This is a genomic window from Natrarchaeobius chitinivorans, assembly GCF_003841505.1.
GTDB lineage: Archaea > Halobacteriota > Halobacteria > Halobacteriales > Natrialbaceae > Natrarchaeobius > Natrarchaeobius chitinivorans.
Map to the genome: position 1 here is coordinate 51970 of NZ_REGA01000004.1, position 13434 is coordinate 65403.

The 13434-nt window shown below is 63.8% G+C and carries 15 protein-coding genes; 6 read left to right on the forward strand and 9 right to left on the reverse strand.

Annotation, left to right across the window (positions count from 1 at the left end; translation table 11 throughout):
• Positions 1-162: 162 nt before the first annotated feature.
• Positions 163-492 (reverse strand): hypothetical protein, encoded by a 330-nt coding sequence (locus tag EA473_RS06210; protein ID WP_124194802.1) that lies wholly within the window; start codon positions 490-492, stop codon positions 163-165.
• A 218-nt stretch (positions 493-710) separates the two neighbouring features.
• Between EA473_RS06210 and ilvD the strand changes: the two genes are divergently transcribed.
• Positions 711-2444, forward strand: coding sequence for a dihydroxy-acid dehydratase (gene ilvD, locus EA473_RS06215; RefSeq protein WP_124194803.1), 1734 nt, complete (start codon positions 711-713; stop codon positions 2442-2444).
• 292 nt (positions 2445-2736) lie between these two features.
• Positions 2737-2898: a hypothetical protein gene (locus tag EA473_RS22205; protein WP_165875216.1), complete on the forward strand. Its 162-nt coding sequence runs from the start codon at positions 2737-2739 to the stop codon at positions 2896-2898.
• Here EA473_RS22205 and EA473_RS06220 read toward each other — a convergent pair.
• From EA473_RS06220 to EA473_RS06230, 3 genes are all read right to left on the reverse strand, one after another.
• A complete protein-coding gene (locus tag EA473_RS06220) occupies positions 2895-4274 on the reverse strand; it encodes a cell surface protein (protein ID WP_124194804.1) in 1380 nt (459 codons plus the stop codon). The two genes, EA473_RS22205 and EA473_RS06220, sit on opposite strands and share 4 nt — an antisense overlap.
• A 234-nt stretch (positions 4275-4508) precedes the next feature.
• A complete protein-coding gene (locus EA473_RS06225; RefSeq protein WP_124194805.1) occupies positions 4509-4940 on the reverse strand; it encodes an adenylyltransferase/cytidyltransferase family protein in 432 nt (143 codons plus the stop codon).
• A 55-nt stretch (positions 4941-4995) separates the two neighbouring features.
• Positions 4996-5493 carry a Mov34/MPN/PAD-1 family protein gene (locus EA473_RS06230; RefSeq protein WP_124194806.1) on the reverse strand — a complete coding sequence of 166 codons (498 nt, stop codon included), beginning with the start codon at positions 5491-5493 and terminating at the stop codon, positions 4996-4998.
• Between the two features lie 144 nt (positions 5494-5637).
• Between EA473_RS06230 and EA473_RS06235 the strand changes: the two genes are divergently transcribed.
• On the forward strand, positions 5638-7542 hold the full coding sequence (locus EA473_RS06235) for a DHH family phosphoesterase (RefSeq protein WP_124194807.1): 1905 nt from the start codon (positions 5638-5640) through the stop codon (positions 7540-7542).
• A gap of 666 nt (positions 7543-8208) precedes the next feature.
• Here EA473_RS06235 and EA473_RS06240 read toward each other — a convergent pair.
• A complete protein-coding gene (locus EA473_RS06240) occupies positions 8209-8532 on the reverse strand; it encodes a hypothetical protein (protein ID WP_124194808.1) in 324 nt (107 codons plus the stop codon).
• A 259-nt stretch (positions 8533-8791) separates the two neighbouring features.
• Between EA473_RS06240 and EA473_RS06245 the strand changes: the two genes are divergently transcribed.
• Positions 8792-9277: a hypothetical protein gene (locus EA473_RS06245; protein WP_124194809.1), complete on the forward strand. Its 486-nt coding sequence runs from the start codon at positions 8792-8794 to the stop codon at positions 9275-9277.
• Positions 9278-9313: 36 nt separating this feature from the next.
• Here EA473_RS06245 and EA473_RS06250 read toward each other — a convergent pair whose 3' ends face one another.
• Together EA473_RS06250 and cofD are read right to left on the reverse strand one after the other, a co-directional pair.
• Positions 9314-10066: a tRNA-dihydrouridine synthase gene (locus EA473_RS06250; RefSeq protein WP_207890149.1), complete on the reverse strand. Its 753-nt coding sequence runs from the start codon at positions 10064-10066 to the stop codon at positions 9314-9316.
• Positions 10063-11058 carry a 2-phospho-L-lactate transferase gene (cofD, locus tag EA473_RS06255; protein ID WP_124194810.1) on the reverse strand — a complete coding sequence of 332 codons (996 nt, stop codon included), beginning with the start codon at positions 11056-11058 and terminating at the stop codon, positions 10063-10065. Before cofD ends, EA473_RS06250 begins: the two co-directional genes overlap by 4 nt.
• Before the next feature lie 201 nt (positions 11059-11259).
• On the opposite strand from cofD, the gene dpsA reads away from it, so the two are divergent.
• The gene (gene dpsA / locus EA473_RS06260; protein ID WP_124194811.1) at positions 11260-11805 is read left to right on the forward strand and encodes a DNA starvation/stationary phase protection protein DpsA; all 546 of its coding nucleotides are present in this window, start codon (positions 11260-11262) and stop codon (positions 11803-11805) included.
• Between the two features lie 186 nt (positions 11806-11991).
• On the opposite strand, the gene EA473_RS06265 is transcribed toward dpsA, so the two are convergent.
• Entirely contained in the window at positions 11992-12390 is a 399-nt protein-coding gene (locus EA473_RS06265) for a hypothetical protein (RefSeq protein WP_124194812.1), read from the reverse strand.
• Positions 12391-12553: 163 nt separating this feature from the next.
• Positions 12554-12721 (reverse strand): DUF7331 family protein, encoded by a 168-nt coding sequence (locus tag EA473_RS22210; protein WP_165875217.1) that lies wholly within the window; start codon positions 12719-12721, stop codon positions 12554-12556.
• A gap of 138 nt (positions 12722-12859) precedes the next feature.
• Here EA473_RS22210 and EA473_RS06270 point away from each other — a divergent pair, with 138 nt between their 5' ends.
• Positions 12860-13399, forward strand: coding sequence for a macro domain-containing protein (locus EA473_RS06270; protein WP_124194813.1), 540 nt, complete (start codon positions 12860-12862; stop codon positions 13397-13399).
• The last annotated feature ends 35 nt before the right edge of the window (positions 13400-13434 follow it).

Here is a 13434-nt window from a genome sequence, read left to right on the forward strand (position 1 = left end):
CGAGGGAAGGGGGTTTCGACGCTGGCAACGACTGTCGGGATCGGGTTCGCTCCGCACTGGCACCGATGAGATACGACTCCAAGCGACAGCAACACTGACGGACAGTCGCCCGTCTGAGCGCCCGTCGTCTGCTCCAGCACGGAGCTCGACGGCCTGCAAGAACTACCGATTAGCAGCGCCGTACTCGACGTGGACGGTTGGCGTACTCGGAGACTCGGGGGCGGGAACGCCGTTCCAGTCCACGAGGTTGACGTTCGCCATCTGTCCGGAGAATCGGAATCGCCTCACGCCGACGTCGATCGTCCCTTCGGCGACCTGTTTCGAAACGATCGTCGCGTCCTCGAGCGGGTCGTCGGCGACCATCTCGAGTTCGCCGTCGACGGCGATCTCGAACGACGAGGGAACACCGCGTCCCACGACGGTTACGAGGTTCGGTAAGGGATCGTCTTCGTTCGATGCTGTCTGGCTGTGTACCGGATCGTCGCGTGCCATAATTCGATGACCCGGGTGTTCCGGTATAAGCTTTCTTGCTCGGGAAACGATAAGACCGCGAGAATTAGCGCCGCTTTAGTATAAATTTCGCAATAGACCGCGGTATCCGACGAACGACTATCCCGGCCACGAAGGGGAACATGTTCGCCACTTTGCTCCGGTCCGGAGCCATCGACCGGGAAAGGGTGACTTATGGTGGCCCGACGCAAGATCCGACTATGAGCAGCGACGAGTTCGATTACGGTAAAGACGAACGACTCCCGAGTCGCGAGGTGACACAGGGTGCGGAGAAAGCCCCCCACCGTGCGATGTTCCGTGCGATGGGGTTCGACGACGACGATCTGTCGTCCCCGATGATCGGCGTGGCGAACCCGGCAGCCGACATCACGCCGTGTAACGTTCACCTGGACGACGTCGCCGAGGCCGCGCTCGAGGGGGTCGACGAGAACGGCGGCATGCCGATCGAGTTCGGAACGATAACGATCTCCGACGCGATTTCGATGGGGACCGAGGGAATGAAAGCCTCGTTGATCTCGCGTGAAGTCATCGCCGACTCCGTGGAACTGGTCGCGTTCGGCGAGCGCATGGACGGACTGGTGACCATCGGCGGCTGTGACAAAAATATGCCGGGAATGATGATGGCGGCCATCCGGTCGGACCTGCCAAGTGTCTTCCTCTACGGCGGTTCGATCATGCCGGGCGAGCACGGCGGACGGGAGATCACCATCCAGAACGTCTTCGAGGGCGTCGGTGCCGTCGCGGAAGGCGAGATGAGCAACGACGAACTCGACGAGATGGAGCGAAACGCCTGCCCGGGCGCGGGCTCGTGTGGCGGGATGTTCACCGCGAACACGATGTCTTCTATCTCCGAGGCGATCGGATTCGCACCGCTCGGTTCGGCCTCCCCGCCCGCCGAGGACGAAGACCGGTACGAGATCGCCCGCGAGAGTGGCGAACTCGCCGTCGAGATCGTCCAGGAGCGACGCACCCCTTCCGATTTCCTCTCGCGAGCCTCCTTCGAGAACGCCATCGCGCTCCAGGTGGCCGTCGGCGGCTCGACGAACGCCGTGCTTCACCTCCTGGCGATGGCCGCGGAGGCAGGTGTCGACCTCGATATCGAGGACTTTAACGACGTCAGCGCACGGACCCCGAAGATCGCCGACCTCCAGCCCGGCGGCGAGAGAGTGATGAACGACCTCCACGAAGTCGGCGGCGTCCCGGTCGTTCTTCGAGAACTCCTCGAGGCGGACCTGCTCGCCGGCGACGCGCTGACCGTCACCGGGGAGACGATGGCCGAGGCGATCGAACGGATCGATCCGCCGCGAATCGCCGACCTCGAGGCGGACTTCCTGCACACGGTGGACGATCCGATCCACGAGCGTGGCGCGATCCGCATCCTTACGGGCAACCTCGCACCCGACGGCGCTGTCATCAAGATCACCGGCGAGGATCACCTTCATCACGAGGGGCCGGTCAGGGTCTTCGAGGAGGAAAAAGACGCGATGGCCTACGTTCAGGAGGGCCACGTCGATGCCGGTGACGTCCTCTGTATCCGTAACGAAGGCCCCCGTGGCGGACCCGGAATGCGCGAGATGCTCGGAGTTACGTCGGCCGTCGCCGGGCAGGGACACGCCGAGGACGTCGCGTTGTTCACGGACGGGCGATTCTCCGGTGCGACCCGCGGATTTTCCATCGGTCACGTCGCCCCCGAAGCGTACGTCGGCGGCCCGATCGCCGCCCTCGAGGACGGCGACACCGTGACCATCGACATCGACGCACTCGAGCTGTCGGTGGACCTGACCGACGAAGAGATCGAGGCCCGACTCGAGGAGTACGATCCCGAACCCGCCTACGACAGCGGCGTCCTGGCGAAGTACGGCCGGGCGTTCGACTCCGCGGCCAACGGCGCAGTGACCAACCCCGGTGCCGTTCGGGACGAGCCGACCCGGTGAAACTGATACGGATTGCTGTACCTGTGTACCGGAGCGACCGCGAGACGGAGCCCGGGCGCTCCGGTAACGACGTACAGTAAACCGTATGGAAGCGCTGACGTTTCACGGCGCGGTCGTCCGGCTCCGACGAACTCGAGGTCGGCGGCTTTGACGATTTCGCAGATACACGGCGTCGAATTATGGACGACGGCGATGGGCTTCGATGGGCCGGAATCTACGTTTCGATCGCACTCCCCTTCGATGTCCTGCACGAGACTTTCCCGCAGCTACCACTGACTGCCAGTCGAGACGAATGTATATCTACTGCCTCGAGTGCGGGTGGAAGATCAGTACGGACAACGGCTACACGGAACAGGAGGCGTCGGAAACGGCGATTGAACACTTCGTCGAAACGGGACACGCGGTCGAATCGCTCCGACTGCCGCCGCCGGTCGCCCTCGAGAGTTCGGGTTAGAACGGCGGCGAGGTCGGGATCCCGGTGTCGAAGTCGTCGATCGGTCGGACGCCGATGCCGTGGAAGTCGGGCGTCGAGACGTCGTCGTCTTCGAGGTCGTCTTCGGAGTAGTCCGCGATCGGGTCGGGTTCGACGACGGTGACGATATCCCGCGTTTCGACGTCGAGGACGGAGAAGCCGGGCGTCACGCCGGTCGCGGCGTGGGGGTCACCCGACTGTGGCGATGGACCACGGAGCGTGACGAACATGTACTCGCCGTCCGGCGAGGACCACATGATGTCCGGGGCGTCTCGTTCGCTCGGGTCGTCGGACTGGTCGGGACCGTAGGCGTCGATCTCCGTGATGACGTCGTCCGTCTCGGGGTCGAGGACGACGCCGTCGTTGGTCTCGCGGTTGAGGACCCACAGTTCCTCGCCGTCCGGAGTGAACCAGAAGCCGTGTGCGTCGTTGCCCTCGGTGCTCGCGCCGTCGACGACGACCTCGTCCTCGGCGGTGTCGTAGACGTAGTAGTCCCCGACGCCCTCCCCGTCGCTCGAGGGGAGGCCGGCGGTGAGATAGAACTTCTCGTCGGACGGGTGGGGCATCGTGCCGCAGTTGGTCGGCAGTTCGTCGCCGGAGTACGCGCGGTCGACCGAGAAGTCCTCGTGGTCGACGATCACGAGCGCACCGTCGTGGTAACTCGGGCCGATCGTGTGCAGCGAACGGCCGTCCTGGGCGTACTGGTGACAGATCGGCGCTCCCGAGTCGATACCGGCGTCGGCGACCGTCTCGTTTTCGTGAATCTCGATGTAGTCGTCGATCTCGAACTCCTCGGCCTCGAGATCGGCGTCGAGGCGAACGATCTTTTCGTCGCCGATAACGTCGACGTGGATGTACTCGTCGTCGGGCGAGAAGCCGGCGAAGTGCGACGCCGGACCGGTTTCGACGTTACCGACGAGTTCGTGATCCTCGGTTCGGAAGACGAGCGTCCGCGCGCCGCCAGTACAGGCGATGGCGGCGTACTCATAGTCGGAGCTGTAATCGATCATGTGCGGGACGACGCCGTCCTCGGGGACGCCCTCGAGTTCGTTGAGGTCGATCGTGTCGGTGTTGTCGAACTCGCCGTCTCCTTCGCCGGGCTCGTAGAGGTGAATGTTGTCCCGCCCCTGATCGAGCGCCCAGATTTCGTACCGTTCGGGTTCGTCCTCCGGTTCCTCCTCGGGTTCGGTCTCTTCGCCGTCGTCTTCGGGTTCGGGCTCGTCGCCGGTACCGTCGTCGGTACCGTCGTCGGTTTCTTCGCTCGGGTCCTCTTCACCACTGGTACAGCCAGCGATGCCGATCGCGCCAGCAGCCGCACTTCCCACCAGGAATTTCCTGCGAGTCGAATCTGACTTCATATCGAGTTAATCCGAACTACCCACTCAAAAGTTTGCGGGTTTCAGGCCGTCACGAAGCCAAATTTGGCACTTCCGGTAGATAGAGGCAATATTTGTGCCGGCTCTGGTTGCCCCCTCAGCAGATCCACCGCTATATTCACACGCCCGGTATTCTGGGGGTTATTATCCGCCAACTTGAGGAAAATATTGCCGAGTACTACGTCGCCGGTTCGGGCCGAAACGTCGGATCGGCGGCTACCGACGTCGCTCGAGCACGCGGTCGACGATCAGACGCGTCGAGAGAAGTTCCCGATCGTCCGTGGGCTCGCGAGCGCTTGCACGCTGGACCGTACAGTCGATTCCCCGGCGCTCGAGTTCGGATTCGATGGCCGTCTCGTCGTGATACTGGTCGTGGCCGAGGGCGATCACGTCCGGATCGATCTCCTCGATCGGGACGAAGATGTCCTCCCGGTGGCCGAGGATAGCCTCGTCGACTGCCTCGAGCGCTCCGACGACGTCTCGTCGCTGCGTGGCGGGGCAGATGGGTGCTTCCTTGTGATCGACGTTCGTCGCACGCGCGACGATAACGTACAGTTGGTCTCCCATCTCGGCGGCTTCCTCCAGGTAGTGGACGTGGCCGGGATGGAGTATGTCGAACGTTCCCTGTGCGATAACTGTTCGTGTCATGTGTTCGGTCCGTCGCTCGTGGGTTCTGTCCTCGTCGCCGGCGTTCTCGTCGCGGTCATCCTCGAAGTTCCTCGTCGATATCGGCTTGCGTAAAGTCGAAGAAGTCCTCGCTGTCCGGAAGGTCGACGTCGATTACGTTCAGGTTCGTCGGCCGACCCTGCGAGTCGAAGGCCTTCCAGTCGGTGCGTCTGTACGGTGCACCGATGATGACGTGGACGCTCCCTCGCCCGAACGTCTCGAGGTCGGCGTCGCTCGGTTTGATCACGCCGTTCGGATGGGAGTGGACGCTGCCGAGTGCCTTCACGTCGTTCGGAATTTGGCTCGTCTTGACGGTCGCGCTGACGCTGTTGGACTCGGTGCCCGGCACCACCAGCACGTCGGTGATGACGAGTCCGTCCCGTTCCATTCCGAGTCGGCGTGCCTCGGTTCCGCGAAGGAACCCCATGTACTCGGACGGATGGCTCGCCTCCGAAGATTCGATGGCGAACTCGAGGGTTTCCTCGGCGATGCCGAGGATTTCGTTCGAGCGAAACAGCGCGTCGAGCAGCCCCATAGTACCCTTTCCGGGCCTGCGGTTGCTAAACGTTCCGGAAGCAGTATGGGTCCGTTCGGAAGCGGCATGGGTCCGTTCTCGGACCGAACCAGCATCACGTCTTGACAAGGGTTATACGCGGCCACCCCCAAACGGCGTACCAAGATGACACGAGCGTCCGCCGGGGAACCCGGCGACGACGACGGGGGTTCCGTCGTCTACGATCTCGACCCCGATTGCACCGCCGAGGATATCGAACGAAACACTCCGTATCTGGCAGCAATCAACGGCATCGTCGACTACGGCGTCTTCGTCGATCTCTCCGAATCCGTCTCCGGACTCGTCCACGAATCCGTCCTCGAGGGCACCTACCGCGTCGGCGACGAACTCGTCGTCGAACTCGAGAGCGTACGGGACAACGGCGATATGGCGTTCGAACCCGCCGACGTCGACGACTACACCCTCGAGTCCGTCTCTCACGACTACAGCCTCACCGGAACGAACCGCCTCGAAGCCAACGTCGGCGACCAGATCCACCTCGAGGGCAAGGTCGTCCAGGTGAAACAGACCGGCGGTCCGACGATCTTTCACGTCACCGACGAGCACGGCGTCGTTCCCTGTGCCGCGTTCGAGGAGGCCGGCGTTCGCGCGTACCCGACGATCGAAATCGACGACGTCGTCCGCGTCACCGGAACGCCCGAGTACCGCGAAGATTCGGTACAGGTCGAAGTCGACGGCCTCTCGAAACTCGAGGACGAAGAGGCCGACGACGCCCGCAAACGGATCGAGGAGGCACTCGATTCGCGCGCCCAACCGCACGACGTCGAGCCGCTGATCGACTGGCCCGCCTTCGAGAAACTTCGACCCGACCTCCGCGAGGTCGCGACGTTGCTCCGTCGGACCGTCCTCGAAGGCCGCCCGATCCGGGTTCGCCACCACGCCGACGGCGACGGCATGTGCGCCGCCGTCCCGGTCCAGATCGCTCTCGAGCGCTTCATCGCCGACGTCCACGAGGACGAGAACGCGCCGCGTCACCTCATCAAACGGCTGCCGGCCAAAGCCCCGTTTTACGAGATGGAAGACGCGACGCGCGATCTGAACTTCGCCCTCGAGGATCGCGAGAAACACGGCCAGCAACTGCCGCTTCTCCTGATGCTCGACAACGGTTCGACGGCCGAGGACGTTCCGGCCTACGAGACGCTCGCCCACTACGACATCCCGATCGCGGTCGTCGATCACCACCATCCCGACCCGGACGCGGTCGAACACCTGCTCGACGCACACGTCAACCCGTACCTCCACGACGAGGACTACCGGATCACGACGGGGATGTGCTGTGTCGAACTCGCACGGATGATCTACCCCGATCTCACCGACGAACTCCGTCACATCCCGGCCGTCGCCGGCCTCTCGGATCGATCGAAGGCCAACGCGATGGACGACTACCTCGAGCTCGCCGCCGAGGAGGGCTACGACGAGCAACGCCTGCAGGATTTGAGCGAGGCGCTCGACTACGCCGCCTTCTGGCTCCGCTATAACTCCGGCGACAAGCTCATTCAGGATCTCCTACAGATCGACGGCAGCGACGAACAACACCACCGTGAACTCGTCTCCTTTTTCGCCGACAGGGGGCGGGCGGAAGTCGACGACCAGCTCGACGCCGCGATGAGCCACGTCGAACACGAAGACCTCGACAACGGTGCCCACCTCTACCGTATCGACGTGGAGAACTACGCACACCGCTTTACCTATCCCGCACCCGGAAAGACCACCGGCGAAATCCACGACCGGAAGATCGAAGAAACCGGCGACCCGGTGATCACGGTCGGCTACGGTCCGGACTTCGCCGTGCTCCGAAGCGACGGCGTCCGGCTGGACATCCCGCAGATGGTCTCTGAACTCGAGGCCGAGGTGCCGGGCGGCGGCGTCTCCGGCGGCGGCCACCTCGTCGTCGGCTCGATCAAGTTCGTCAAGGGCAAACGCGAGGAAGTCATCGACGCACTCGTCGAGAAGATGGAAGACGCCGAGATCGACGAGGCGCTCTCGAGCGCCGCGCCGATCGACGACTGAGACGGATCGTTTACCTGAGACGAATTGTTCAACTGAGACGAATTGTTCAACTGAGACGGACTGTTTATCGTTTTACCGGTTATCGAGGTCGGGGTAACGATCGATATCCTCGTCTCGGCTGATATCACCGTCTCGACCGATATCGCCGCATCGACCCACCGAGTCTGGCGCGCTGAATCGCGGTGAGTCGACGACGAACCGCGATTCGACGAGCGCGAGGGATGAGTAAGCGAGCGCCTCGAGCGCGCGAATCGGCTGGGGAGGACGTGGAAATCCGTGCCGCCAGCAGCGCAGGACAGTCGTTCAGGCGACCGAGATCACTCAGTCTGTGAAGCGATCGATTCCACTCAGTCGGTGAAACGATCGATACTACCCAGTCAGTGAAGCGACCGATACTACCCAGTCAGTGAAGCGACCGATACTACCCAGTCGAGAACCAGTCGCGAACCGGAGAGGAAACACCGATCCTCGCCGAGACGACCGATACCGATCAGGTGCAAAACGATCGCGAACCGGTGAGTCATCGACCGATTCCGGAACGGGGAGCCCGAGGGGGAACGGACGGAAGCGTTCCTCCCTCGAGACCGGTCGCACCCTCCCAACCGTCGGCTGACGGTGAAACCGAACGACTGCCGTCGCTGTCAGCCGTTCGTTCAGGCTTCGCCACTAGAACTGATACCGACGCTCGTCGTCCATCGAGGGGTACTGATCGGCACCGGTCATCTCGTCGAACGTCATCCCGGAGAGGTACTCGTCGTAGGTGACGTCGAACCCAGAGCGCAGGTGAAAGTCGAGTTTGCCGGTTTCGACGGTCGTCTGGAACAGCATGTGGATCGCCCGCCGCACCAGTTCGTCCGTCTCCGCGGGCTCGAGGGCCGTCTCGAGGACGGCGAGTTCGTTTCGCGTCTCGCGGTCGAGCGAGACCGCCAGGTCGTCGTCGAAGTCGGTGTACGATTCTTCTATCTCCTCGGTCAGATCCTCGAGGCTCATGCCGGAGTGGAGACGGCCTCGGTGGAAAATCCTTTCGTGCTCGCTCGAGCGTCGAGACCGACTCCGACCGCCGCTGTCAGCCGCCCCGACGCTTCGGTCTCCCAGTCGACGTTCCGTTCTCATCCCCGACGCTTCGGCTCGCCCCCGACGCCCCAGTCTCCCAGTCGACACTTCACGCTCGCAGTCGGCGCGTATCCCGAACACTCGCGTCGTGCGAAGCGGAGAAACCGTTACGGATCGGCCCCTCGTACGGACGGGTATGTTCTCGCGTCGAACGCGTGCCCTGCTCGACCTGGTCGCGAACGTGCTCGTCGTCGGCTTGCAACTGTTCTTTCGCCTCGAGTCCGCGAGGCTCGAACGGCTCCGGCGAGAGGGAGATCTCGAGAGCGACGAGGAGGGTGAACCGGCAGGCGAGACCAGTCTCGAGGAGGCAGACGACGCCAGAACGGCGTTCGCACTCGGCGTGGTCGACGGAATGGAAGACGTGCAGATCCGCTTTCGGTGGCTTCTCGTCGGCGTCACCAGCGGGGTCGCCTACCGGGCGTTGTACGACCGCGACGTGGGAAGCATCCGGAGATCGCTGGCACGCCGTCTGCTCGTGCTCGGCACCATCTGGACGGTCTGGATTCGGCTCGGAATAGACGACCGCGACATCTCCCACAACGTCGGACTCGGCTCCTCGATCGGTGCGGTCTGTTACCGGGCGAAGTACGGGCTGTTCGAGGAACCGTCCGCGAGCGAGTGATCGACGGGTTCGAATCGCCTCCCGCTCGCCACGTCGTCAGGACTCGGTCACGACGCCGAACTGTCGATCGACCGCCGTCCTGACGCGCTCGAGGACGACGGGATCGGTGCTCGGCCGGCCGACGCTGACGGCGTCTGCGCCGTACTCGACGTACTCGCGGACGGTCTCGTCGTCGCGGACGCCGTTGTTCGCGACGACGAACAGGTCGGTCGCCTCCGAGACGTCCTCGATCACGGACTCGGAGTCCATCGCGTCGACGTGGACGAAGGCCGCACCGGCGTCCTCGAGCGCCGTCGCGAGCGAGGGGAGGTCGACGCCCGGGACTTCCGCGCGAACTTTGACGCCGACCGTGACGCCGGTTCCGGCGGCGGTCTCGACGTAGCGTGCCAGTCGGTCCGCATCCTGAAGGAGCGTTTCGCCGCAACCGACGGCACAGAGTTCCTCCTGGCGGCAGTGGGCATTGATTTCGAGAAACGCGTCCCGATCGCGACAGACTCGAGCGGCGTCGGCGATCGGCTCCGCCGTTGCACTGCGGACGTTACACGCCGGCTGGATCGGAACGTCCGCGAGCGCGGCGAGTTGCCGGTCGACGAACGCCAGCGGGTCGGTCGGCAGGAACTCCGTTCGGTCGCGTTCGACGAGCGCTCGAGCCGCGGCCCTCGAGTCCTCGTCGATGGCGATACCCCCGAGGAAGGCCGCGCCGGCGTATTCGGCACCTGCTCGTGCCCAGTCGGCGTCGGACTCGCCGCTCAGACTCGCGAGCGCGAGCGGCGGTGTGATCACGGTCATTCGCCGACGCGTTCGATCGCCTCGTCGATTGCGTCGACGACGCGTCTGGCGTCCTCGCTCGAGTCGATGGTGATGTCCGTTCTGAACGTCGGCCTGTCGAACTCGGTTCCGTCGGTTTCGTCGATGACGAAGGCGTCGGCGAACGGGTAGGCGTCGGCCAGTCCCCGCGTGCTCGGCTCGGCGTTGACCGCTTCCATCAACGGCCCTGCGGGGCCGGAGAATGCGTCGTCGCCGAGAAACGGCGAGACGGCGACGACGGTCGTCTGTGCGAGCGCGTCGGCGAAGCCGGGTAACGAGAGCATCGGCCCGATGCTCGTCACCGGATTCGACGGGCCGATGACTACGGGCTCTTCGAGCGCCTCGAGGACGCCCGGTGCGGGCTCTGCGGTCGACGAGCCCCGGAACTCGACGGTTTCGACGTCGGGTTCGCCACGGCGGGCGACCCAGTACTCCTGGAAGTGCATCATCCCCTCGTCGGTGTGGATGAGACTCGCCACTGGGTCGTCGCTCATCGGGAGGAGATCGACCCCGAGGCCGAACGCGCCGGCGAGTCGCTGGGTCGCCTCGCTGAGCGTTTTGCCCTGGTCGAGCAGACTCGTCCGCGTGATGTGTATCGCGCGGTCCCGGTCGCCGATCGTCATGAACTCGTCGATGCCCGAAAAGCGCCGCCAGTTCGCGAGCTCTCGGCCGTCGGTCTGTTTCTCCTCCGAGAGATACTGCGGACCGGACGGAAGGTCGGCGGCCGACGCGAGGTCCGAAAGCGCCGCGTTCGTCCGGTGGGTGTCTCCGTCGATACCCCACCACGTTTCTCGGTCGAGGACACCACCGCCCTGAAACAACAGCGTGTCGACGTCCGGCGAGACGAACAGCCCACCGAGTTCGATGTCATCACCCGTGTTTGCAACGATGGTGGTCTCCTCCGGCGAAAACACGGCACCAGCACCGTCCAGAAGTTTCGGCGTTCCGGTGCCCCCGGAGAGGAAGGTAACCATACGAGACACTTCTCGAGCGAGGATACTTAACCGCTTGCGCCGACGGGTTCGTATTCGGAACGATCAACCGTCCGGACGGTTCGACGACTGTCGTCGAACCTGACAGGAGGTCCGGAAGAGGCAAAAACTCTTTTTGAATGGGAAATATTGTTTTGTCATGGGGGAAGATTTAAGTGGTTCGCGGGCGTACCTTCTGATACGATGAGCACCCAAAAGACCGTCCGACAGTCGGCCGACGCCGTCGAGGAGAACGAACTCAGACTCGACCAGGAGAAGGCCGAACAGATCGTCGACGCGTTGAACACGGAGCTGGCGAACTCGTACGTGCTGTATCACCAGCTCAAAAAGCACCACTGGGTCGTCGAGGGTGCCGAGTTCCTCCCGCTTCACGAGTTCTTAGAGGAGGCGTACGAACACGTCGAAGAGGGAGCGGACGTTATCGCCGAGCGTGCCCAGGCCCTCGGCGGCGTCCCGGTGTCGGGGCCGACGAACCAGGAACGACGCGCGACCGTCGAGTTCGAGGGCGAGGACGTCTACGACGTCCGAACGATGTTCCAGAACGATCTCGAGATGTACGGCGACATCATCGAGTCGATGCGCGACAGCATCGAACTCGCGGACAACCTCGGCGATTACGCCACCGCCGAAATCCTGCGGGAAATCCTCGTCACGCTCGAAGAAGACGGCCACCACTTCGAACACTACCTCGAGGACGACACGCTCGTGCTCGAGGAAGCGACGAAGTAACGCGGCTGGGACGGCCCGATTGATACGGTTTCCTGTCCGTCACTGCCGGCGAACCCGTCGCCCGGGTCGCGAGTGCGCCGGTACACAGGGGCAGTAATCCGTCTGACACCGACTTTTGACGCGCCTGCCGTTCGATTCTCGAGTATAGAAAGAACGTCGAGAGTCCAGAGACTCGGTTGGAGACGGCTACGAGGAGTGGCGATCGTAGATCACGCCGGCGAACAGGGAAACGGCGACGAGACCCAGCAGTGGTCGAAGCGGATCGACGTACGTCGCGAGCCACGTCGCGCCGAACAGCGAGACCAGTATTGCGTTGCAGTGTGGGCAGGCGACGGCGAAAAATCCGGCGACGCCGCCGCCGTACGCACAGCGATCCCCCGAACACTCCGAAAGCGACGCACGCTGGACGACGTAGACGCCCGCGAGCACCGACGTAAGCGAGAGAACGGCGTAGTCGAGGGGAGACCGCGACACCATCCGTTCGAACAACGGCGTCGGGAGCAGGCCGGTCACGACGCCGGTGGCGAGAAAGAACCCCGCCGCCACGAGACTGCCGTTCGCCAGCGCGAGTCGCGTTCGGTTCACGCTCGAACCGTCTACTCGAGCGTCGAAAACGGTTCGGAATCGCAGTCGAGAGATCGATCAGCGAGAGCGTTGCGATCAGCGGACTCGTCCGGTCCGGTAGAACGACGAACTGGTGCGACCGCGACCGGCCGGCGGTCCCACGAGACCCGACGACCCTGCCGTATCAGGGCTCGAGGTCGACTGCGACGTCGGTCGCGATCCAGCCGTCGGTGTTGTCGCGTTCGGTGAACACGAGCTTTCCGGGGCTCGTCTCGTGGCTGGTCACGATCGCTGCCGGCTCCGCGGGCTCCTCGTCGGTGTCCGATTCCTGCCTGCGAACGGGTGCGTCCATTACCAGGTGTTAGGCGACCCTAAATCTAAAAAGGTTTTGGTGAGCCTAAGTTTCTACGAACCGGAAGGTCCGCGGTGAGATCAACGCCGCGAGACGGCGGGGTCCAGTTACAAACCGCTGGGTCTCTTAGCGGAGCCTATGGAGTTCGACGTCGTCCAGGGCGACATCGCCGCACAGTCAGCCGACGCGCTCGTCAACGCCGCCGGAACGAGCCTGCGGATGGGGTCGGGCGTCGCCGGCGCGCTCCGACGAACCGCCGGCGATGAGATCAACGAGGACGCGATGGAACGGGGGCCGGTCGAACTGGGGACGGTTGCGGTGACGGACGCCTACGATCTGGGCGCCGAATACGTAATCCACGCCGCCGCAATGGCCCACTACGGCGACGAAAACGCCACGGCCGAGAGCATCCGAGACGCGACCCGAAACGCCCTCGAGAAGGCCGACGACCTCGAGTGTCGCTCGATCGTGCTTCCGGCGCTCGGGTGCGGCGTCGCCGGGTTCGACCTCACGGAGGGAGCCGAACTCATCGGCGAGGAAATCGAGGCGTACGAACCCGAGACGCTCGAGGAGGTTCGACTGATCGCCTACAGCGACGAGGAGTACGACGTGATCCGCGCGGCGACCGGCAAGGCGGACGAGTCCGAGACGACGGAGGAAAGTGAATCGAATCGGTGAACCCAATCAGTCCGGAACCTGGCTTGCTCTCGAGG

Bases quoted from the DNA above. Each gene is read 5' to 3' on its own strand.
- EA473_RS06210 (WP_124194802.1), bottom strand. From the start codon at position 492: ATGGCACGCGACGATCCGGTACACAGCCAGACAGCATCGAACGAAGAC.
- ilvD (WP_124194803.1), top strand. From the start codon at position 711: ATGAGCAGCGACGAGTTCGATTACGGTAAAGACGAACGACTCCCGAGT.
- EA473_RS22205 (WP_165875216.1), top strand. From the start codon at position 2,737: ATGTATATCTACTGCCTCGAGTGCGGGTGGAAGATCAGTACGGACAAC.
- EA473_RS06220 (WP_124194804.1), bottom strand. From the start codon at position 4,274: ATGAAGTCAGATTCGACTCGCAGGAAATTCCTGGTGGGAAGTGCGGCT.
- EA473_RS06225 (WP_124194805.1), bottom strand. From the start codon at position 4,940: ATGACACGAACAGTTATCGCACAGGGAACGTTCGACATACTCCATCCC.
- EA473_RS06230 (WP_124194806.1), bottom strand. From the start codon at position 5,493: ATGGGGCTGCTCGACGCGCTGTTTCGCTCGAACGAAATCCTCGGCATC.
- EA473_RS06235 (WP_124194807.1), top strand. From the start codon at position 5,638: ATGACACGAGCGTCCGCCGGGGAACCCGGCGACGACGACGGGGGTTCC.
- EA473_RS06240 (WP_124194808.1), bottom strand. From the start codon at position 8,532: ATGAGCCTCGAGGATCTGACCGAGGAGATAGAAGAATCGTACACCGAC.
- EA473_RS06245 (WP_124194809.1), top strand. From the start codon at position 8,792: ATGTTCTCGCGTCGAACGCGTGCCCTGCTCGACCTGGTCGCGAACGTG.
- EA473_RS06250 (WP_207890149.1), bottom strand. From the start codon at position 10,066: ATGACCGTGATCACACCGCCGCTCGCGCTCGCGAGTCTGAGCGGCGAG.
- cofD (WP_124194810.1), bottom strand. From the start codon at position 11,058: ATGGTTACCTTCCTCTCCGGGGGCACCGGAACGCCGAAACTTCTGGAC.
- dpsA (WP_124194811.1), top strand. From the start codon at position 11,260: ATGAGCACCCAAAAGACCGTCCGACAGTCGGCCGACGCCGTCGAGGAG.
- EA473_RS22210 (WP_165875217.1), bottom strand. From the start codon at position 12,721: ATGGACGCACCCGTTCGCAGGCAGGAATCGGACACCGACGAGGAGCCC.
- EA473_RS06270 (WP_124194813.1), top strand. From the start codon at position 12,860: ATGGAGTTCGACGTCGTCCAGGGCGACATCGCCGCACAGTCAGCCGAC.